We start from the raw sequence: 21,849 nt of genomic DNA on the forward strand, positions 1-21,849 counted from the left end.
ACGAGCCGAAAAACCGCTCCTGATGCGCGAACTTCTTCTGCATATCGGCCACCCGAAGACCGGCTCGTCGACGCTCCAGGCGTTTCTCGCCCGCAATGCGGAGGAGCTTGCGCGCCGCGGTCTCTTCCTCGCCGGCGGGGATCTCGGCTTCGATCCGCACAACAAAGTCTCCGGCAATCCGCTGCATTATTTCCGCGCCAATGCCGGGATCGCACCCGAGGCTTTTGCGGAACATCTGCGCGCCAGGATGGCGGCGATTGAGGCGCCCGACGCCCGCTTCGTCCTCTCCACCGAGATCCTCTTCAATCCCGGCCATGCGGCACTCTTCGTCCCGCTTCTCGGCGAGATCTCGGTGCGTGTTGCCTATTACATCCGCCGGCAGGATCGCGTGCTTCTCGCCGCCTGGCGGCAATGGGGGCTGAAGCGCGGGCTGTCTCTGCCGGAATTCATCGCCTACCGAATGAATTCCGGGCTTCCCGATTATGAAACGACGATCGCCGAATGGGGCGAGGTCGCGGGAGACAACGCGCTCCACCTGCGCTTTCTCGATCCCCGCTTTCTGACGCGCGGCGATCTCTTCGCCGATTTCGCGGAGTTTCTCAAAACGCCGGCCGAGGGCCTCGCCGCTGTCGCCAATGAGAATGTCAGCCCGGACGCACGGCTTCTGCGCTTTCTCTCCCGCCATTCCGGCCTCTTCGAGAGCCTCGACGACGACCGGCCGATCGACGTTTTGACGATGGGCCGCTCCGGCGACGGCGCGGAAAAGCTGAAGCTGCCGAAAAACCTCTTCGATCTCGTGCGCCGCCGCTACGAGGTGCGCAACCAGGAGATCCTCGCCCGCTTCATGCCGGACAGGACGGGGCTAGCCGTCATCGACGAGGCGGATGCGCCGATCGAGGAGACGCAAGCGTCCGCCGGGGCCGAGGCGCGCGACGCCGAACATGTGACGGCCCGGCTCGTCGATCTCGTCTCCCGCCAGGAGCGGACGTTGCAGGCCTTGCGGACACGCATCGAAAAGCTTGAGGCCGAGCGGGCGAAGGATCCGGACGGCAGCACACGTGGCTGAGGATGCCGCGGCTATCTTGCGCGGCCTTGCCGGGCGCGAGGTCGCGCCGGTGCGGGCGCCCGATCTCTGGACCCGGCCCGGCGTCTGGCATCCGCTCTCGCCGCGGCTGCGGGCCAAGGCCGTTGCGGGCGTGGCGCCGCTCGGCGATGAGGGGCCGCGGCTTGCCCTCGGTGCGCCACCCGAAACGGAGATCGAGCGCCAACCCCTTCAGGCGCGGCCGCGCTATGTGGTTGCGGGAAAGAACATCCTCCTCGCCGGCCAGCGGGCGCTGATCGATCCGGGAGATCCGGACATCGCCGAGAGCGGCGCGGCAGAGCCTGTCCTCATCAACGACGTTCTGCTTCTCCCCGCGCCCTTCTTCGATCAGTCTCGCCCGCTGTCCGCTTTCCCGCACGAATTCCGCATGACGCACGGGGTGAGCCGTGCCGGCGAAAGGCTCGGCATCGCGGCCGACGCCCACCTTGCGCCGCCGATCGACACGCCGGTGGTCGCACTCGGCTCGACCGAATCGCGCAATTACGGCTCCTGGCTCTTCCGCATCCTGCCGAAGCTCCTGCTCCTCGATGAGATCCCCGAAGCGGCGGGGCGCGCGCTCCTCGTGCCGATGGAGGCGGAGTGGATGCGCGAGATCGTGGCGGCTGCCGCGCCCGGACGGGACGTCATCGCGCAGGACGTCACGGCGATCACACCCCTTGCCGATTGTCTCGCCCCCTCGCTCGCCGCCCCCGGCAACGTGTTTCCGTCCGCGCTGCGCCGGGCTCTCACCGCCTTCGCCGCGCGGCTGGCCGGCCCCGCATCCTCGGCGCGCGGCGCCGGGCGCCGGCTTTATATCTCGCGCCGAAGCTGGTCGAAGACGGCACCGCGGCGCATTCTTATGAACGAGGACGAGATCGTCACCCGCCTCGGCACCCTCGGCTTTGAGGAGATCCGGCCCGAGACCCTGCCGCTCGGCGCCCGCATCGCAGCCTTTCAGGAAGCCGAGATCGTCATCGGCCCGTCGGGCTCCGGCCTCTTCAACTGCGTCTTCTGCCGGCCGGGCACGACGATCCTGGAGCTCGAGCCGCATGGCGGCTTCCGTCCCATGCATCAGAGCCTTTATCGCAGCCTCGGCTTCGCCCATGGCTTCCTGCGCGGTGAGATCGTGTCGCCGGGCCCGGCACCGGCCCATCCCAACTGGCGGATCGAGGCGAAGGCGGTCTTAAGAATCGCAGAGGCGTGCGCGGCGCGCTGAAAACACCGCCGACACGGCACCCGAAACGGCGGAAAAGCCGCCTGCGCCTGCCGCTTGACATGATGCAGACGGGCAACACTTCCGCGCCAACGCACCGGCGAGATGTTGAGCCGCAGGCCGGCCTCAGGGATGGCGCAGCGGAAGGCCGCACGGGCCGCCGCCCTTCGGGAGAGCGGGGGCGCCGCGGTCCCGCCGGGCCATCGCTCCACAGGCTCTCAAGAGCCAGATCGCCGGATCGGCAGGTCCTGCGACGCCCCGCCGCCTTGCATCAGCGACAGACCGGCGAAAGACGTGTCGCATCTGCCACGCGCCGAGAACGGCGCTCCACACGTTTGTTTTCCAAGGACTTAGGGGAGCTCAGAGATGTCATTCGCGCGTCGGGCGACACCGAGGGCGGCGAATGGGCGAAGGAAACCGTGGCGTACCACAACAGCTCTGCAAAGGCTGGCACAAAACCTGCCCCGCCGCACGAGAGGCGCCCGCCGACAGGCAAAGGCACCGCCATTCTTTTCAGGTACTCTTAAGTTTCTTTAAAAGAAGCTTTCCCCAGCTGGCGTTTTCACTTAAGCCCTTTCTACGACGCGACAATTGCATTTTAGCAACCCCCGCGGAAATTTATCCGCCGTGGCTTTCGCAGGTTGACACCGATAGGGGCCTCCGCAATAAGCTGCGGTCCGCGTTACCCTCCGCCGCGGCGCAAACATGGCGTGGGGATGGGGATACAACACACGCGCGTGTTTTGAAGCTCTACTGGAGAAACACATGGCTGAAATTTTCGGAACGAACAGCGATGACACCCTGGTGGGTGGCGCTGCTGCGGATTCAATCTACGCAATGGCCGGCGACGACGTCGTGAGCGACGGCGGCGAGCACGACCTGGTCTTCCTGGGTGCCGGCAACGACACCATGACGATGGCCGCTGACGGCCTCGGGGACACCGTCCTCGGCGGTGACGGCGCTGACGTCGTTGATCTGAACGGCGAAGCGATCGCCTTTGGCGTGGCCGGCGAAGTCAACGAGATCTACCTCGGCGCTGGTGCCGACTCGGTAGGTTCGGGCGTTGCCTTCGGCAACATGGTCAACATCATCGGCGGCGGTGACGGCGACGACACGATCGAGACGGGCGGCGGTGCCGACACGCTCTTCGGCGGTGCCGGTGCTGACTCCATCGATTCCGGTGCGGGCAACGACGTCGTGTTCCTCGGTGACGGTAACGACGCGTTCGTGGCCGGCTCGGGCGACAACCTGGTTTACGGCGGCGAAGGCGTCGACGTTCTTGCCGGTGGCACGGGCGCCGATTCGCTCTTCGGCGGTGCTGGCGACGACGTCATCACGGGTAGCGCCACGACCGATCTGATCGGTGGCGGTGCTGGCGACGACTCCATCACGCTGGGTGGCGACGAAGTGGTTTACGGCGGTGCCGGCAACGACGTCGTGACCTCCACCGGCGGCGACAACGAGATCTACGGCGGCGCGGGCATCGATTCGGTCGCTGCTGACGGCAACGACACCGTCTTCGGTGGTGGCGACGCTGACTCGATCACCGCCACGGGCGGCGGCAACGAGATCTTTGCCGGCGACGGTAGCGACCTCATCACCGGCGGCGCGACGGGCGGCGACGTGCTCGGCGGCGGCGCTGGTGCCGACACGATCAGCACGGCTGGTGCCGATAGCGTCTATGGTGGCGAAGGCGACGACGTCATCAGCTCCACCGGCGGTGGCGCTTCGCTCTTCGGCGGCGCTGGTGCCGACACGATTGAAGCGATCGACACCGACACGGTCACCGGCGGCGCCGGCGACGACGTCCTTGACTTCACGGCCCTGGACGGCACCGCAGGCACGGAAAACGTCGTGGTTACCGACTTCGACGCGGACGGCAACGACGTCATCGCGCTCGACACCGGCGACACGGTGAGCTTCACCTTCGACACGACCACCCAGCCGGGTGACGTGATCGTGAGCGTCACGGACGCTGGTGGCACGTTCACGATCACCTTTGAAGACACCGACGCCTCTCAGATCGGCTCGGACGACTTCATCTTCGTTTGATCGTTCCTCAGGAACGAGAGAAAGGGGCGCTTCGGCGCCCCTTTTTTTTATGTAAAAAGGAGAGGAGACGAGCTCATGCGGCTTTCGATCCCGCTCGAGCAGATCAATGGTTTTTTCTTTGGTTTCAAACGCGGCCGGTACTTTCCGACACGGCGGTTTCCACCGCTGACATCGGAGGAGCAGGCGATCACCGATCGCTTTCATCGGCTCTATTACCGGCGCCTTTTCTCCAAAGCGACCGCGCCGTCCGAGGTGAGCTGGCTCGGTCACCGGGTTCTGAAATGCCCGATGGACATGATCACCTATCAGGAGATCATCACCGAGACGCAGCCTGATCTCATCATCGAGTGCGGGACGAAGTTCGGCGGCAGCGCCTTCTTCCTGGCGACCATCTGTCAGCTCGTCGGAAACGGCCGCATCGTCACCATCGACATCAACGCGCCGGATGATCCGCCCAAGCACAATCTGATCACCTATCTCACGGGATCGAGCACCGATGCCGCGATCGTGGAGCAGGTGAAGAACATGATCCGGCCCGACATGCGCGTGATGGTCATCCTCGATTCAGACCACCGGGCCGCGCATGTCCGTCGGGAATTGGAGCTTTATGCGCCCCTGGTCAGCTCAGGCTGCTACCTGATCGTCGAGGACGGCAACGTCAACGGCCATCCCGTCTTTCCCGAGCACGGCCCCGGGCCGCAGGAAGCGATCAAGGATTTCCTCGCCACAGACGACCGTTTCGAGCTCGATGCGCAGCGCGAACGGCATCTTTTGACGCTCAATCCCGGCGGCTTTCTGCGCCGGAAGGGCGAAGCGGCGTCCGCCTGACGGCTCGCCGGCACTTTTAGTCTCGCGCCGGTTCAGGCCTGACGCGCTTGCGCCGGAGCCTTCTTCGCCGCCATCGCGAGTTTCAAGCGGTTCGTCACGGCCCCGCCCAGGAAGGCGAACGTCCGGCGTACGGCGCTCGTCGCCTCCGGGTCGTGGCGGGCCGCGCAGAGCGAGGTGATCGCTTCGTTCCGCGGCTCACCCTTGACGAGCACGCCGAGGCCAAAGCCATGCAAGAACTCGAACGCATGCGCCCCCTCCGCGATCTCCGCCCAATAGCGGTGCACGCCGAAATCGCCCCTGCGGACATTGGTGTCGTGAAAGAGGATAACGCCCCCCTCCTTCACCTTCGGCAGCCAGGTCTTGTGGTCGTGCCCGACGGCCTCGTAGGTGTGAAGCCCGTCGATATGCAGAAGATCGATGGCGCCGTCGTCGAAATGGGCGAGCGCCTCGTCGAAGCGGGCCCGGATCAAGGTCGCGAAGCTGCCGTAGCGATCCTCGTTGTAGCGCGACAGCTCGTTGTAGATGTTATCGCCGTAATAGCCGGCGTGCTGGTCGCCCTGCCAGGTGTCGACGGCATGGCAGGCGGTTGCCGTGCCGAGCTGCTTGATCGCCTGATTGAAGGCGCAGAACGAAATGCCGGTATGTGTGCCGAGTTCGACGAGGCGCTCCGGGCGCAGCTTGTCGATGAGCCAGAAGGCGAAGGGCGTGTGCTCCAGCCAGCCTGAAGCTCCGATCCGCTCAGGCACCTGAAAGACGGCCGGCGAATAAAGCCAGGAAAGATCTTCGGTCATAACGTCATCCACCCTCTAAGCCGTCTCGGTTTGTGGCTCGCCCCAGGCCGGCTCATCGCTCAGGCGCGCGACGCGCTCGGCCTCGAGCGCTTCGTGATTTCGCAACAGGCCTGCGTACCATGCGGCCTCGCCGCTCGCGTGGTAGGTGCGCATGCGCCGTGACGCAACTTCGTCATAGGCCGCGCGGGCGATTTTTTCGCGCCGCTCGCGATCCTCGATCAAGGCCCGCAGATGTTCGCGGAGCTGTTTCGCCGATTTGTAGAGAAGCCCCGTCTCGCCATGGCGGGCGACATCGCCATAAATCATCGGGCTCGCGACGACGGCGACGGAATAAGCACCGCATTCGATGAACTTCAGGTCGCTCTTGCAGCGATTGAAGAGATTGTCTTCGAGCGGCAGCCAGGCGATATCCGCCTTCGACATGAGCGCCTTGTATTCCCTGAACGGCAGAACCGGCTGGTAATGCTTGTCCTCCGCCTTCACCGCCTCGAAGAACGCACGGTCGAAGACGACGTCGACGCGAAGCTTGTCCGGCCCGTAGCGGGAGACGACCTCGTTGACGGCATCGATATAGGGGGCCCAATCCTCTTTGCGGTTGAGCGCGGCAAAGAGAAGCCTGACCGGCCCCTGCCGGGGCTCGACGGGCCGAAACGGCGGCAGCGCCTCGATCTGGTTGGGCGAGACGAAGACGTTCGGATTCCACTCCCGGATGATCTTGGCGAGCGTTTCCGTCGAGGTTCTGACGGCATGCGCGGAGCGGAAGGTGAGGTGGCCGTTTTCCGCGATCGCCGGCCAGCGCATCGGATTGTCGTCGAACTCCACCACGAGGAGCTTGTGGGTTTCGAGAATCTGTCTGTAGACGGGAAGCGATTCCTCGCGCGTCAGGATCGGCCGCTGCCAGACGAAGACATCGCGCGTCCCCTGGCTCGGGCGCCTGGGCGTGGGGCCGAGATCGTCGATCATGAACTCGGGCAGCGTGCCAAGCGCTGCAAGCGGCGCCTGCATACGGACGATTGCCATCGCGTCGGGCTTTGAAGCGAGCGTCTTGCCGGTGAAGCGGATGATCCTGTCCGGCACTCGGCGCGGGCGTGTCTGGGCGGTGAAATGCGACGCCGCGAGCCGCCGGAGCGCGGTCTCGCCATCGACCTTCAGCGCGGCGCAGAGCGGCCGCACGGCCTTTGCCGTCTCTTCGCCGAGCCCTGGTCCCGCCTGGATCGCGACGATGCGTGCAAGCGGTGCGCCGGCGCGTTTCGCCATCTCCTGCAGCTCTTCGGGATCAAAACCGGCTCTGGCGCCATCGTTCTTCCCCGCAAGAAAGGCCTGCAATCGCGGCCAGAAAAACCGGTTCGGCACGAGGAGCGCGCAGACACCCTCGTCGCGCACGCGCGGCGCCAGCGCCTTCAGCGCGGCTTCCGCCTCATCGGGCGTGTCGGCGACAAGTGCGCCGGCATCATAGGGGCCCGTCTCACAGCTGGAAGCATCGCCCGGCATGTCCGCAGCGGGCGTGGCGCTGTCCGCCCGGTCGATCTCGATTTTTGGGTTGCGGGCCCGCAGCAGCGCCTCGAGCCCCGGCACGGGCCGCCCGGCGAGAAGGACGCGGCGCGCCGTGATCGGCAGCTGCGCCGCAAGCCTGTCGGCCAGCATGCCCGGCGTCTCGCTCTCGCCCATTCTCTCCACCCGGCCCCGCTCCGGTCGCCCGTCTTCGGGCTTCTTCTCGTGTCCGTTGCCGCGCGGCTCAGCCCACGAAGGCCTTGTCGCGCATGTCCTGATAGGGCTCGATCAGATATTCCAGGAAGGTCTTGTTTTCGAGCTCGAAATACACCTGTCCCACATTGCCCGGCATGACCTTGCCGTACTCTTTCAGGCTTTCCGGGTCGACGGAGGCGCGCACCTTGTAGAAATAGCGGCCGGTCTTTTCGTCCTGCTCGCTGTCCGGCGAAATGTAGCTCACCTCGCCGTCCAGAATCTGGATCGCCTTGGAGCGCTCGCGCGAGGGGAAGCGGATCGAGACGTGCTGACCCTGGCGCACGGAATCGATGTAATGCGGGTCGACCATCGCCTCGATGCTCATCGGCACGCCTTCCGGCAGGATCTCGAAGATCGGATCACCCGGCTTGATCACCTGGTCCTGCGTGTTGACGGCGACATTCACGATCGTGCCGGAAACCGGCGCGCGCACTTCCGAACGCTTCGTCACGTCGGAAAAATAGCGGATATTCGAGGAGAGCTCGAAGATGTTGGAGCGCAGATCCGTGATCTGCTGGGCGACTTCGTTGGCCCGCTGCGACAGGGCCCGGTTCAGCTGTTCCTGCGTCTCATTGATGGTGGAGCGCTTGTCGTCCATCTGAATGAGCGTCTGGCGGACATTGTCCTGGTCGGACGCGAGCTGGCGGTTGAGCGCAAAATTGCGATCGCGCGTCGTCAGGCCTTTGTCCAGAAGGTCGCTCGAAACGCGCACCTCTTCCTGCGTCGCCTCTACGCGCTCGCGCCGCTCCGTCAGCATCTCTTTCAGATTGTCGAGAAGCTGCTGATTGTTGTCGATGCGCTGGTTGAGGATCGTTTTCAGCGACGTCATCTCCGCCGTCTTGGCTTCGAATTCCTCGCGCTGCGAGCTCGCCGTGTCGGCGAGCTCCGGCTCTTCGGCGATGCGCCGCTCAAGGTCCGGCGGCAGGACGATCTCGTCGTCGCCCCGCTGCTCGGCGAGATAGCGGGCAAGCTTCACCCGGGCGACGTCGCGCTGCATCTGCGCGGTCGCAAGCTTCGCCTCCGCGCTCGTCACGTCGATGCGGGCCAGAAGGTCGCCCGCCTTCACCTGCTCGCCCTCCTTCACCAGCACCTCGTTGACGATGCCGCCTTCCAGATGCTCCACGATGCGGTTCTTGCCCTGGGCCACCAGGCGGCCATCGGCCATGAAGGCGCCGTCGATCGGGGCGGAGACAGCCCAATAGGTGCCAAGCCCGACGAAACAGAACATGGCGATGATGGCGAGCCGGTAGGCGCGCGTCAGCTTCAACGGCACTTCGTGGTGCCAGGCATGGTAGAAGGGCTCGTCGTCCTTGCGGGGCTTGCGGGCCGCGGGGGCCGGCTTGCCGTACATGCCGATCGCCTGCAATTCCTTCACGATGCGGACCCTCCCGCGCCGGCCGCGACCTGGCCGTCCGTCTTCTCGCTCGCCTCCTCGCCGCCTTTCGGCTGCTGGATCTGGCGCACGGTCCGCCGTTCCACGCTCGCCGGCTTCACCACCTTGGGCAGAACTTCCTGGCGCGGCCCGTAATTCTCGATCGTGCCGTTCTTCATCAAAAGCACGCGGTCGACGACCTGCAGCAGCACCGGGCGCTGCGTCACAAGGATGATGGTGGCACCACGCGCCTTGGCGCGGCTCACCGCGCCCAGAAGAATGTGGTCACCTTCCTGGTCGAGATTGGAATTGGGCTCGTCGAGGAAGATGAGCCGCGGATTGCGGTAAAGCGCGCGGGCGAGCGCGATCAACTGCTTCTGGCCGCCCGACGGCTGCATCCCGCCCGTGCCAATGCGCGTGTCGTAACCGCGCGGGAAGCGCAGGATCATCTCGTGGATGCCCGCCTGCTGCGCCGCCTCGACGATGTCGGTGTCCGACGCGTCGGGATCGAAACGGGCGATGTTCTCACCGATCGTGCCGGGGAAGAAATCGACCGCTTGCGGCACGTAGCCCATATATTCGCCGAGCTGGATGCGGTTCCAGTTGCGCATGTCGGCGCCGTCCAGGCGCACATGGCCGGCATTCGGCATCAGCCCGCCGGCAAGCAGGCGCAGAAGGGTCGATTTGCCGGCGCCGCTCGGTCCGATGATGCCGATGGTCTCGCCGGCTTCGATGCCGAAGGAGATGCGCTTGATGATCGCCTCGTCGGAGCCGCGCACCCCGAAGACGAGCTTCTCGACCATGAAATTGCCCTTGGGCTCCGGCAGGGCCGTCCTTTCCGGCTCGACATAAAAGCCGATCAGCGCATCGCGGACGCGGTTATGGGCGGACCAGGCATTCGTCAGCGCGCTCCACGAGCCGACGAGTCCGTCGAGCGGCGCGAGCGCCCGGCCGCCGAGCATCATGCAGGCGAAGACGACCACCGCCGCGACATCGCCCTCAAGCGCCAGGAAGGCGCCGACGCCGAGGATCGAGGCCTGAAGGCTGAAGCGCATGAAGCGGGAAAAGCCGCCGAAGAGCGCACCGACCGTCTGCAGGTTGACGAAAGCGGTGAGGCCACGCGCATTGAGGCTGCCCCAGCGCGCGATCGCCGTCTTCTGCAGGCCGAGGACACGCACCGTTTCGGATTGTTCGATATGCGATTGCAGAATCCGGTTGGCGCCGCGCTGGGCGTCGTTCTGCACTTCGATGCCGCGCTTCATGGCGCGCTGCTGGAGGATGGCGACGACGACCATCACCACCATGCCGCAAGTGATCAAAATCCCGAGCGCAATGTCGACCATGAAGAGAACGGCGACGAAGATCGGGATGAACGGAGCCTCGGCCACCGCGGCCAGCGCGCGCGAGCCGATGAAGGTCTTCACCTGCCGCACATCCTGCATGAGCTCCATGCCGGAGGATGCATCGCGGCTGCCATCCAGGAAATGCGCGTAAACGACCGGGCCTGCGAGCATGGCTTCGTAACGCGCGGCCGCCCGCGCCAGGACCGCCATGCGCAACGCCTCGAAAATGCCGTAGGTCGCAAAAGCGATGAAGGCGAGGATCGAAAGCGCGATCAGCGTTTCCTCGCTGCGGCTCGGCAGCACCCGCTGAAACACCTGCATCATGTAAAACGGCAGCGCCAGCATCAGAACGGAGGTGATCCCGCTCATGATGAACACGCCAATGAAGGCGCGGCGGACACTGGAGGTCGCGTGGTCAAGTTCTGTCATTGCGCTGTCGAACACCCGTTGCGGAAGCCGTCAGCGGCGTTCCGCAAGATGGAAAGGAGACTCCCGACACCAAACCCGCGTCCCGGGTCGTTCGTGGCCGCCGGAAAGCGGCCACCGTCGCATGCCAGACCGCTTCTGTTCAAACCCATGCCTACAATAGCATCTGGGATAGATTATCAGCTAGCACATGCTAACGAAGTCTCACAAGCACAGCGTTTCGGACGATATTGCGGCGAAACGATGAGAGATTCGTGCCACACGCTGCCGACCTCAGTGATGAGGATCGTCTCGCCTGGACAAGATCGTCACGCAACTCGTATAGGCGCCCCCATGATCCACCTCGACAGCCACCCAACTGCCGAGCTCTCCACGCCTTATGACGTGTTCGAGGGATGGGTTGCACATGCCTCCGAGGGACCTCTTGATCTCAGACTTGCCGGCGCGCCGCTTGCGGTCAGCAAAGTTGCGCGCCCCGATCTCGGGCAAGGCGGGATCGGCTTTCGGGCCTATGTCGATCTCACGCAGCTCGATGCTAAAGCTCTGAGCGCGCCATTGCCCCTCATTGCCGAAGTGGATCGCAATCCGGCCGGCGCGCTTGAAGTCACGATCGCGCCCGATCTTGCCGACACCGTCGCGGCGGCGCGTTCTGCCAAACTTCGCAAGCGGGACTGGCTCGTCCACCATCTGCGGCACTGGCAGAGCGGCGAAGCCGGGGTGGAGAAAGACGAGGCTCTTGTCTTTCCGCAGTCTGGCTTTTCCACGCCGCTTCCACCCTTCGGCGCCGTCAATATGCTCGATCCCGCTTATGGCTTCTCCGGAAAGCTTGCTGACAAGGCCGACGGGGTTTCCGACCATCCCTATCCAAGCCTTCTCGAAACCCAGCTTGCCGCGGCGCGGGACGAAAACTTCATGGCGCTCGATTTCGGCGCCGGCTTCAAGCGGATCGAGCGGCCCGACGTGATCTACATGGAGATCTTCGACTATCCGTCGACGGACCTCCTTACCGTCGGCCAGGCTCTTCCCTTCGCGGACAACACCTTCGACATGGTGCTGACACTCGCGGTGCTCGAGCATGTCGATGATCCCTTCACCTGCGCAAAGGAAATCGTGCGTGTGCTGAAGCCGGGCGGATTGTTGTTTTCCGGCATCCCCTTCATGCAGCCCGAACACGGCTATCCCGACCATTATTTCAACATGACGCGCTCAGGTCATCGCCGTCTCTACGGTGCCGAAATCGAGATCATCGAGCACATCGTCGACGACCACCAGCACCCGTTCCGCTCGCTGCAATGGATCTTGCGCTCCTATATGCAGGGGCTGCCGGAGGACGCGCGCCCGGAATTTGCCGAGATGAGCGTGCGCGATATTCTGACGAGCCGTTACTGGAAGGCGCGCCAGCAGCCTTTCGTCAAAGATTTGAGCGAGACGGCCCAGTTCGAACTCGCCTCGGCCACGACCTTGATCGGCCGCAAGCGCGGCTGACATGTTCGACCGCCTGCGGACCGCCCGCGACGAGAGCCAGCCTTGGCCACGTCCCGCCCCCGTTCCGGCGCATATCCCGGCGCTCGACGGTCTGCGGGGCATAGCGGCAGTCATCGTCATGCTCTCGCATGTGGCGAGCGCCACAGGCATCGCGCAGGACTTTTTTCAGCGCGGCGGCGGTCAGATCGGTGTCATGATCTTCTTTGCGCTGTCGGGCTTTCTGATGGCGCATATCTATTTCGAAACGCCGCCACGGCCTTCTACGCTCTACAAATATCTTGTGGCCCGCGTCGCCCGTGTCGTGCCGCTTTTCCTCGCCGTGGTCTTTCTCTCCTACGCGGTGACGCGGTGGAAGAGTGGCGAATATCCCTTTGTCTATTCCATCGACGGCGCCGATCTCATCGACCACCTGCTTCTGCGACGTGGCGAAAACGTGCTTTGGACGATCCCGGTCGAGCTCCGCTTCTACGCGCTCTTCCCGCTCTTCTGGATCCTCTATCGCGTCTCGGGCAATCTCGCCCTCGTCTCCTGCCTGGCGATCGCGCTCGCCTATTATCTCCTGCCGCCCTTCTCCATGCCGGTCATGCATCTCGGGCATTACTTCGTCATCGGCATGGCCACGAAGCTTTTGTCCCAACGCATCCATTTCGCTCCGAAGCTCAACGATGCGGGCTTCCTCGTCTCCGCCGCTATGATCGCATTCCTCTTTCCGATGCCGTTCATTTGGCTGTTCGGACATACGCCACGCATGTGGTGGGAACCGCAGATCGCGGTGGCCGTCTTCCTCCTCCTCTTCTTCACCTTGCGCAGCAACTTCGCGGCACGTCTTCTTGGCACGTTTTGGCTGCGCAAACTCGGCGACATTTCCTATTCGCTCTACCTCACCCACATGCTCGCAATCGGCAATCTGCGCTACTTCCTCGACCCGCAGACACACCCCGTGCTTCTCGGGGTCTCGGCCATCACGCTCGCCATCCTGCAATCCTTCCTGATCTTCATCCTCTTCGAGAGACCGGCGCGCCGTCTCATCCGACGCCTTGCAGGACCGAGGCGCCGGCCTGCCATGCGCTCCGCGCCGAGCGCGCCGCGGAAGGGTTGACAGAGCGCGTGACGACGATGATGCCTTGGCCGCGACGGACCAAAGCCGCCCGTCGATCCCTTGATGCCTCAAAATCACCCTATTGCGCCGGACATGAGCCTCGTCGATTTTCAACCCAGGGTCAGCCGGCTTGCCAGTTCTGCCAGACGCTCCGCACACCTTCGCATCGCGACGCTGCATCGACGCCTCGGGAGACGTCGCGAAGGTGACGTCTGTGAGGCCGGGGCATGCCGCCTTCCGGCATCGCGGTTCGACGCGATGAGCGCCATCTCAAAGCGGCACCGCACACGGATGCGAGCAGCGCCGGATTTTCACCAAAGCGGGGCGGCGTAGACGATGTCCTTGTCGCGAATTGAACCGGATGCGCCGCGGACCGCCGTCCTCCTGTCGGTCTACAACGGTGAGCGTTTCCTGCTGCCGCAAATCCAATCCCTGAAAAACCAGACCGTCGCTCCGATCGATCTTTGGATCTCAGACGATGGTTCCTCCGATGGCTCCGACAAGATCCTGACGGAGACGGAACAGCAATGGGACAAGGGAGCCTGCCGTCGCCTGGCGGGGCCACGGAATGGCTTCGCGGCCAACTTCCGAGCGCTTCTCGCCAATCCCGATATCGAAGCCGATTACGTGGCCTTCTGCGACCAGGACGACCTGTGGGACGAGGACAAGCTCGCCGCTGCGCTCGCCTGGCTCGCGGGCGAGGACCCGAACACGCCGGCGCTCTACTGCACGCGCACGCGCCTCATCGCCGAGGACGGCAGTCTCCTTGGCTATTCACCGCTGTTCCCGCGCACACCGAGCTTCCAGAACGCCATCCTGCAGAGCATCGCAGGCGGCAACACCATGGTCATGAACAGGGCCGCCCACGAGCTGATGCGGGAAGCCTCCCGCCGCAGCGACTTCGTGAGCCACGATTGGTGGTGCTATATGATGGTGACGGGAGCCGGCGGACGGGTGCATTACTCGCCCGAAGCGCGCATCGGCTACCGTCAGCACGGCTGCAATCTCGTCGGCGCCAACTCCTCCTGGCCCGCCCGTCTGCGCCGGATCACCTTCCTCACCAAGGGCGGCTTTCAGGGATGGAACGCGCATAATCTCGCCGGTCTTCGGGCCTGCTGGGATCTCTTGACACCGGATGCGCGAAACGTCATCGAACGCATCGAACAAGCGCGCTCCGGCTCGTTGCCTCGACGGCTTTCCGCGCTTTGGAAATCCGGCGCTTATCGACAGACCGTCTACGGAGATATCGGCCTTTATGTCGGCTGCATCATCAATCGCCTATGACGCGGCCATCCTGTCGCGCCGACGCGCGCCCGAGGTCGCCCCGGCGCAGGGGCGTGCTCAGGCACTTCCGGCGGCACGGCGTTGCATGAGGCAACGGCAATGCTGAAATGGCTGTGGGCCGCATTTGCGGATCTGCGCGAAGGGATCGCCTTCCGCCGCGCCTGGATGGCGCTCGCGGGCGAGGACATCACCGATCAGCACCGGCGCACGGCGCTCGGTCCGATCTGGCTTCTCATCAACTACCTCGCCTTCGTCGGCACGTTCATCGCCATCTTCGGTTATGCGCGCGGCGCCGGCTTTTCGGCCTATGTCGCGCTTGGCTTCTTCGTCTGGATGTATCTGTCGGAAGTGATCAACCAGAGCATCTCGCTCTTCGTGCGTGAGGAGAACTTCATCAAGGGCACGCGCCTGCCCCTCTCCGTCTACGTGTTCCGACTGACCATGCAGTCGCTCATTCGCGCCGGCTACGCCCTCATCGGCCTTCTCGGCCTGCTCTTCATTCTCGGAACGCCGATCACGGTGGCCTGGATATGGTCGCTTATCGGCATTCTTCTGATCATCGCGATCACCCCAGCCGCGATCACGGTCCTTGCCGTGGCCGGGGCCTTCTTCCCCGACCTGCAGTTCGTCGTCGGCAACATCATCCGGCTCGGTCTCTTTCTCACGCCGATCTTCTGGTATCCGGCCGAGGGCGCCATCCGCGGGCATTTCTATTTCTGGAACCCGTTCACCTATTTCCTCGAGATCGTGCGCGTTCCGATCACGGACGGCGTGTTGCCGCTGCATGCCTTCTATGTCTGCGGCCTGATCGGCGCCATTTCGTGGATCCTGGCTCTCTGGAGCCTCGGCCGTTTCCGTCGGCAGATCATCTTCGTCCTGTGATGCCCTCCATTCATCTCGACAATGTCAGCCTCGTCTACCGCGTCCGGCACAAGCTGAGCTTTCGCCCGACGGACCGCAGGCTGAGCCCGCCCGGCGGCGTCATCGGCGGCCGCGGAACGAAACGCTTCGTCACGGCGCTCGATGGCGTCAGCCTCGATCTCAAAGCTGGCGACCGGCTCGGCCTTGCCGGTCCGAACGGAGCCGGCAAGACGACGCTGCTCAAGGTCATCTACGGCGTCTATGAACCGAGCGGCGGCGTCGTGAAGATCGACGGACGCGTGGATGCCCTCTTCAACATCACGCTCGGCTTTCGCGGCGAGGCGACCGGCCGGCGCAATGTCGAGCTCCGCGGCCTCATCAACGGCTGGAGCAAGGAAGAGATCGCCGAGCGCATGCCCGAGATCATCGAGTTCAGCGAGCTCGGCGAATTCATCGACATGCCGCTGAAGGCCTACAGCCAGGGCATGGCGGCGCGCCTCGCCTTTTCGGTCGCGACGAGCTTCGAACCCGAAATCCTGGTCATGGACGAGTGGATCGGCGCCGGCGACAAGAGCTTTCAGGACAAGGCGGCGACCCGTATGAACGCGCTTGCCGAAAAGGCTGGCATCATGATCCTCGCCAGCCACAATCCGACGCTGCTGAAGCGCACCTGCAACAAGATCCTCACGCTCGAAAAGGGCAAGATCAAATCCCTGGAGCCGACGGCGTCGACGGAGTGAGAAGCCCATCCTCCTCGTCCGTTCCTGTCGCGCTCCACGCACGGCCATCGCTCAAAAGAGGCCGGCTCGCATCCCGTGGCGGCGCCTCATGACATCCCGACACCGCGCGGCTGGATGACGACCCGCGAGGGCAAAGGGCCACCTCTCCCACACACGCGACCGTGACCGGTGGAGATCCTTTCCGGACATGCGGGAAACCATCGTGGATGCTAAGGCTCGGCGCGCCGTCCTATCGTGAACCGAGGCCCAGACCGATGAACGACGAGCCCCCCTTCTCGCCACCAATCCTGAAGGTCGACGGCGTCACGCGCCGATTCGGCCGCGTGCCCGCTCTCGACGACGTCTCCCTGGAGGTCAGGAGCGGAGAGATCGTCGCGCTTCTCGGGCATTCCGGCTGCGGAAAATCGACTTTGCTGCGGATCATCGCCGGCGTTGAGGACATCGACGGCGGTCAGGTTGCGCTGGGAGGCCAGATCGTGGTCGGGGGCGATATTTTCGTCGAACCCGAGATCCGCAATGTCGGAATGATGTTTCAGGATTATGCGCTGTTTCCGCATCTGACGGCGCGCCAGAACATCGCCTTCGGCCTGAAGAAGATGCCGCGCAAAGCGGCTGCGGCCCGCGTCGCGGCGGTCCTCGAGCGGCTGAACCTCGAAGGCCTGAGTGAACGCTATCCGCATATGATGTCGGGCGGCGAGCAGCAGCGCGTCGCACTCGCCCGTGCGCTGGCGCCCCAACCTCACATTCTCCTGATGGACGAACCGTTCTCCAACCTCGATCGCGGATTGCGCGAGAGGATCCGGAAAGAAACCGTAGAGGTGCTACGCGCACTCGGCACGACGGCGATCATCGTGACGCATGATGCCGAAGAAGCGCTGGCGCTGGGCGACCGCGTCGTGCTCATGGACAAGGGTAGGATCGTGGAAGAGGGCTCCGGCGAAACCATCTACCGGACGCCGCGCACCGCGGATGCGGCCCTGTTCTTCTCGCATGTCAACATCGTGCCGGCGCAGGCCTCGGGGGAATGGCTCGACAGCCCGATCGGACGTTTCCCGGATCTTCGCACGCGGACCGGCCCGGTACAGCTCTTCATAAGACCGCAGGCCGTGGCGCTTGCAGAGCACGGCATCCCGGCGCGCGTCAGCAGTCGTATGCTTCTGGGCGAGATCGAAGAGCTGGTGCTGACGGTCGAGACGCTCGAAGACCCTCTGGTCATGCGGACGACCGCGCGCAGCGACGTCGAGATCGGCGATGACGTCCGGGTCAGTTTCGATACCGGCAGCATCCTCGTCTGCGAGGGCGATCATCCCGCCGCACGCGCCCTCAGCCCGCTCTGCGAGGCGAGCGAGGTTTGACGAAACGGGCCGCTGCAGACAGCGCTCGTGGGCGGCCAAAAAGGGGTCGCCCGAGAGGAAACGGACGCAATAGGTGACGGGCGGCGCCTGCCGGCGCGGGCCTCCACACGCAACCGTGATCGACATGCCCGGGCAATCGTCGGATCAGCCTGGCCGTAAATGTTGACTCTATTTGTCATCTATGAATTAAGGCGCCTCTGGATGCGCTGGCATCCGGTCAGCAGACGGAGAGGAAACATGACGCCTGCCTTGAAGATCGCCATCGGTTTCATCGCGCTGAGCGCCGCCATGCCGGCCGCCGCGCAGGAAGTGAACATTTATACGACCCGGGAGCCGGGGCTGATCCAGCCGATTCTCGATGCCTATACGGCCGAGACCGGCACGACCGTGAACACGGTGTTCCTTCAGGATGGCCTCATCGAGCGGGTCAAGGCGGAGGGCGAAAGCTCACCCGCAGATATTCTGATGACGGTGGATTTCGGGGCGCTGATCGACCTCGTCGATGCCGGGCTCACGCAGCCCGTCGAATCGGACGTCCTTCGCTCGGCCATTCCGGAGAGCCTGCGCGACCCCAACGGCAATTGGTTCGCGCTTTCGGGACGTGCGCGCATCGTTTACGCGGCACGTGATCTCGACATCGATTCCATCACCTATGAGGAGCTCGCCGAGGAGAAATGGCGGGGGCGCCTGTGCATCCGCTCCGGCCAGCACCCGTACAATACGGCCCTCTTCGCCGCCTACATCGCGCATCACGGCGAAGAAGCGGCGGAAGAATGGCTGCGCGGCTTGAAGGCGAACCAGGCCCGCCCGGCAGCCGGCGGCGACCGTGACGGCGCACGCGACATTGCCGCCGGCATCTGTGATATCGCGGTCGGCAATTCCTACTATGTCGGCCGCATGAAAAGCGGCGGCGGCGGCGCCGAGCAGGTCGAATGGGGCGATGCGATCAAGGTTCTCATTCCGACCTTCGAGGATGGCGGAACGCATGTGAACATCACCGGCGCCAGCGTTGCCGCACACGCTCCCAATCGCGAGGAAGCGATCGAGCTCCTGGAATATCTCGTGTCCGACGAAGCCCAGAAACTCTATGCCGAAGCCAATTTCGAGCATCCCATCACCGAGACGGCCGAGCCGCATCCGATCGTCGCCTCGTTCGGAGACGTCGTCCCCGACACGATCTCGCTCGGACAGGTGCTGCCTCACCGCACGGTGGCGAGCGAGATGGTCGACCGTCTGAACTTCGACACCTTTGAGAACTGAGCGAGGGAGCCCGCCTCCCGCGCGTGTTCCTCATGCGTGAAATGGCTCTCAGGCCCATGCGCAGACGCGCACGGCTCATCCCGAACGGATGGGCCGTGTTCGCGTTCGGGGTCGCCGTGTTCGCCGTCCTGCCGATCGTGGTCATACTCACGACCGCCATGGAGAATACCGGCGCACTCTGGTCCCATGTCGTCGTCGGGATCCTGCCTCAGGCGACCCGCACGACGCTGACCCTTCTCTTCGGGACCGCCGTCCTGGTCACCGTCATCGGAACAGGATGCGCCTGGCTCGTCACGGCGTACCGGTTTCGCGGCCGGGCGTTCCTGGAATGGGGCCTGCTCCTACCCCTCGCCGTTCCGACCTACATCATGGCCTATGCCTATATGGATGTGCTGAGCCCGCTCGGCTTCATTCAAGGCGTGATCCGCGACCTCCTTGGCTATTCCAGTCCGCGCGAGTTTCGACTGCCGGACATTCGCGCGATGTGGGGGGCGATCACGCTCTTCGGCTTCGTGCTCTACCCTTACGTCTATCTGACCACCCGCATGATGTTCCTCACGCAGGCAGCCAACCTCGTCGAGGCTTCGCGCACATTGGGGGCGAGCCGGTCCGCGGTATTCTGGCGGGTCGCGCTGCCGCTCGCACGTCCGGCGATCGCCGTCGGCGTCAGCCTGGCGCTCATGGAAACGCTCAACGACATCGGCGCGTCGCAGTTTCTCGGCGTGCGAACGCTGACGGCGTCGGTCTACACGACCTGGATCGTCCGCAACGATCTTGCTGGCGCAACCCAGATCGCCACCGCGATGCTCGTCTTCGTGGTTGCGCTGATCTGGCTTGAGCGTTTTGCACGGCGGCGCCAGCGCTACGCCACCAATGCCCAGCGCTCTCGGGCCATGGCCGCGCGCCCCCTCAGTGGCGCGAAAGGCGCCCTCGCTTTCGCCGTTGGCTTTCTGCCGATCTTCATCGGCTTCGTCGGCCCCGCGTCTTATCTTCTGACCGCCGCCATCCGGCGCATCGAATTTGCCGGCATCTCGCCCCACATCGTGCGGGCGACCATCAATACGGTCTCGGTCTCGGCCGCCGCCACGGTGTTGGTTCTCGTGGCGGGCTTCGTCGTGGCCTATGCGAGCCGCATCCGCCCGGGACCGTGGACCGGGAGCTTTCTGCGCCTCTCCACTCTCGGCTATGCCGTGCCCGGTACGGTTCTGGCGATCGGCATCCTCATTCCCGTCGCGGCGCTCGATCGCTTCATCGACCGCAGCGCCAGCGAGTGGTTCGGGTTGTCGACCGGCCTGTTGTTCATGGGGTCCGGTTGCGCCCTGGTCTACGCCTACACGGCCCGCTTCCTCGCCATCTCCTCGGGAGGCATCGAGGCCGGTCTGAGCCGTATCGCGATCTCCTATGATCATGCCGCACGCACGCTCGGCCACACGTCGACCGGCGCGCTTCTGAGGGTTCACCTGCCGCTGTCGCGAACGGCGCTGACGGCCGCCGGCCTTCTCGTCTTCGTCGATTGCATGAAGGAGCTGCCCGCAACGCTTCTGCTCCGTCCACTCAACTTCGAGAGCCTCGCAACGCTGCTTTACGGCGAAGCCGCCCGCGGCACCTATGAAGATGCCGCTCTCGCCGCCCTGGTGATCGTGGCGATCGGGATGCTGCCGGTGACATTGCTGGCGCGGGTGGGAACCTCTTCGTCAGATCCCGTCGCTCTCGCCGACGGCGCGCAGGATGGTCGCTCCGGCCGGCGGATCTTTTGGAAGACCTCCGGCAGGAGATCGGTATCGACCTGACGTTCGAGCGGCTGGCCGAGGCACACGAACGGTGAGCCGATGCGGCACACGACAGAGCCCTCGATGCGTGGGGTCCTGCCCGTCCGCTTCTGAAAAGAGGACGGGCAGAAGAAAGCGCAAAGGGCGCGTCACTCCGCCGGTTTGATAACCGTCTGCCAATGGCGATGAAGGGCCGCGACGTCGCCGCTCGTCAGGATCGGCATGGCGTCCTTCAACGCCTCGTCGTCCCAATCCCACCAGCGGAGCTGGAGGAGCTGCGCGATGGCGGCGTCGTCAAATCGCTTGCGGATCACCTTGGCCGGGTTGCCGCCCACGATGGCGTAAGGTTCGACGTCCTTTGTGACCAACGCCCTGGTTCCGATGACAGCACCATCTCCGACCGTGACGCCCGGCATGATGATCGCCTCGGATCCGATCCACACATCGTTGCCGATCACCGTATCGCCGGCCGGCTGATACCCATTCTCAGATCCAGCGAAAACGGGAACCTCGGGCATCCAATAGAACGGGAACGTGCTGATCCAATCGTTTCTGTGGCCCTGGTTGCCGGCCATGATGAAGGCCGCGCCCGAACCGATTGAACAGAACGAGCTGATGATGAGCCTGTCCACGCCTTCGTCCGGCAAGAGGAAGCGGGCGCATTCATCGAAGCCGTGGCCGTGATAATAGCCGGAATAATAGCTGTAGCGACCGACTTGGATGTTCGGGTTGGTGACGAGGCGATCAAGAGTGATGCCCCTGAAGGGGCTTTCAAAGACATTTGCCATAGCAAGTACCGTACGTTCGCAAGCCGCATATGCGGCAACGCTTCACCCGCAAATCTGCAGGCGAAGGTGAGCAAGCGATCGCCGGGATCGCTTGCCAAACGCTTCTGCCGTCACAGACGCAGAAGCGATATGCGGGTGGTACAGTCTGCGAACTTCATGTCGTCGTCATGCTGCGCAAAGCGGCGCTTGATGGCGGAGGGAGAGGGATTCGAACCCTCGAGACGGTTGCCCGCCTACACGCGTTCCAGGCGTGCGCCTTCGACCACTCGGCCATCCCTCCGGCGAGGCTCCCCTTTAGCGATGCCGCGCCCTGAGGGCAAGGCGGAGAGCACGAATTCGTCGCTGTTGCGGTCGGC

Annotated in this window: 17 protein-coding genes and 1 tRNA gene; 12 read left to right on the forward strand and 6 right to left on the reverse strand. The window is 64.3% G+C overall.

What is annotated here, in order from left to right; genetic code table 11:
* The first annotated feature begins 22 nt into the window (after positions 1-22).
* From ACK8CP_RS14310 to ACK8CP_RS14325, 4 genes are all read left to right on the forward strand, one after another.
* A complete protein-coding gene (locus ACK8CP_RS14310; protein WP_414832264.1) occupies positions 23-1,066 on the forward strand; it encodes a hypothetical protein in 1,044 nt (347 codons plus the stop codon).
* Complete coding sequence (locus ACK8CP_RS14315; RefSeq protein ID WP_414832265.1) at positions 1,059-2,297, forward strand: glycosyltransferase family 61 protein; 1,239 nt, start codon at positions 1,059-1,061, stop codon at positions 2,295-2,297. Before ACK8CP_RS14310 ends, ACK8CP_RS14315 begins: the two co-directional genes overlap by 8 nt.
* A gap of 762 nt (positions 2,298-3,059) precedes the next feature.
* Positions 3,060-4,346, forward strand: coding sequence for a calcium-binding protein (locus ACK8CP_RS14320; RefSeq protein WP_414832266.1), 1,287 nt, complete (start codon positions 3,060-3,062; stop codon positions 4,344-4,346).
* A gap of 75 nt (positions 4,347-4,421) precedes the next feature.
* Positions 4,422-5,174: a CmcI family methyltransferase gene (locus ACK8CP_RS14325; protein ID WP_414832267.1), complete on the forward strand. Its 753-nt coding sequence runs from the start codon at positions 4,422-4,424 to the stop codon at positions 5,172-5,174.
* 32 nt (positions 5,175-5,206) lie between these two features.
* On the opposite strand, the gene ACK8CP_RS14330 is transcribed toward ACK8CP_RS14325, so the two are convergent.
* From ACK8CP_RS14330 to ACK8CP_RS14345, 4 genes are all read right to left on the reverse strand, one after another.
* Complete coding sequence (locus ACK8CP_RS14330) at positions 5,207-5,965, reverse strand: class I SAM-dependent methyltransferase (RefSeq protein ID WP_234629864.1); 759 nt, start codon at positions 5,963-5,965, stop codon at positions 5,207-5,209.
* A gap of 15 nt (positions 5,966-5,980) precedes the next feature.
* A complete protein-coding gene (locus ACK8CP_RS14335) occupies positions 5,981-7,633 on the reverse strand; it encodes a glycosyltransferase family protein (protein WP_234629865.1) in 1,653 nt (550 codons plus the stop codon).
* Between the two features lie 67 nt (positions 7,634-7,700).
* On the reverse strand, positions 7,701-9,086 hold the full coding sequence (locus ACK8CP_RS14340) for an HlyD family type I secretion periplasmic adaptor subunit (RefSeq protein WP_414832268.1): 1,386 nt from the start codon (positions 9,084-9,086) through the stop codon (positions 7,701-7,703).
* A complete protein-coding gene (locus ACK8CP_RS14345; RefSeq protein ID WP_414832269.1) occupies positions 9,083-10,855 on the reverse strand; it encodes a type I secretion system permease/ATPase in 1,773 nt (590 codons plus the stop codon). Before ACK8CP_RS14345 ends, ACK8CP_RS14340 begins: the two co-directional genes overlap by 4 nt.
* Positions 10,856-11,185: 330 nt before the next feature.
* Between ACK8CP_RS14345 and ACK8CP_RS14350 the strand changes: the two genes are divergently transcribed.
* The 8 genes from ACK8CP_RS14350 to ACK8CP_RS14385 all read left to right on the forward strand — a co-directional run bounded on the left by ACK8CP_RS14350 (position 11,186) and on the right by ACK8CP_RS14385 (position 20,726).
* Positions 11,186-12,337, forward strand: a complete 1,152-nt coding sequence (locus ACK8CP_RS14350) for a class I SAM-dependent methyltransferase (RefSeq protein ID WP_414832270.1) — start codon at positions 11,186-11,188, stop codon at positions 12,335-12,337.
* A 1-nt stretch (position 12,338) separates the two neighbouring features.
* Positions 12,339-13,436 carry an acyltransferase family protein gene (locus ACK8CP_RS14355; RefSeq protein WP_414832271.1) on the forward strand — a complete coding sequence of 366 codons (1,098 nt, stop codon included), beginning with the start codon at positions 12,339-12,341 and terminating at the stop codon, positions 13,434-13,436.
* Between the two features lie 342 nt (positions 13,437-13,778).
* On the forward strand, positions 13,779-14,720 hold the full coding sequence (locus tag ACK8CP_RS14360) for a glycosyltransferase (RefSeq protein WP_414832272.1): 942 nt from the start codon (positions 13,779-13,781) through the stop codon (positions 14,718-14,720).
* Between the two features lie 99 nt (positions 14,721-14,819).
* Positions 14,820-15,602, forward strand: a complete 783-nt coding sequence (locus ACK8CP_RS14365) for an ABC transporter permease (RefSeq protein WP_234629871.1) — start codon at positions 14,820-14,822, stop codon at positions 15,600-15,602.
* Positions 15,602-16,321, forward strand: a complete 720-nt coding sequence (locus tag ACK8CP_RS14370) for an ABC transporter ATP-binding protein (RefSeq protein WP_234630361.1) — start codon at positions 15,602-15,604, stop codon at positions 16,319-16,321. The genes ACK8CP_RS14365 and ACK8CP_RS14370 overlap by 1 nt, the downstream gene beginning before the upstream one ends.
* Before the next feature lie 254 nt (positions 16,322-16,575).
* A complete protein-coding gene (locus tag ACK8CP_RS14375; protein WP_414832273.1) occupies positions 16,576-17,676 on the forward strand; it encodes an ABC transporter ATP-binding protein in 1,101 nt (366 codons plus the stop codon).
* Between the two features lie 237 nt (positions 17,677-17,913).
* Positions 17,914-18,936, forward strand: a complete 1,023-nt coding sequence (locus ACK8CP_RS14380) for an extracellular solute-binding protein (protein ID WP_414832274.1) — start codon at positions 17,914-17,916, stop codon at positions 18,934-18,936.
* A 32-nt stretch (positions 18,937-18,968) separates the two neighbouring features.
* Entirely contained in the window at positions 18,969-20,726 is a 1,758-nt protein-coding gene (locus ACK8CP_RS14385) for an ABC transporter permease (protein ID WP_414834271.1), read from the forward strand.
* 128 nt (positions 20,727-20,854) lie between these two features.
* Here the strand turns inward: ACK8CP_RS14385 and catB are convergent, their stop codons facing one another.
* Positions 20,855-21,493: a type B chloramphenicol O-acetyltransferase gene (gene catB / locus ACK8CP_RS14390; RefSeq protein ID WP_414832275.1), complete on the reverse strand. Its 639-nt coding sequence runs from the start codon at positions 21,491-21,493 to the stop codon at positions 20,855-20,857.
* A 190-nt stretch (positions 21,494-21,683) separates the two neighbouring features.
* Positions 21,684-21,773: transfer RNA gene (locus tag ACK8CP_RS14395), tRNA-Ser, on the reverse strand.
* Between the last annotated feature and the right edge of the window lie 76 nt (positions 21,774-21,849).

The organism is Afifella sp. YEN Y35 (assembly GCF_047553465.1).
Taxonomy (GTDB): domain Bacteria; phylum Pseudomonadota; class Alphaproteobacteria; order Rhizobiales; family Afifellaceae; genus Afifella; species Afifella aestuarii.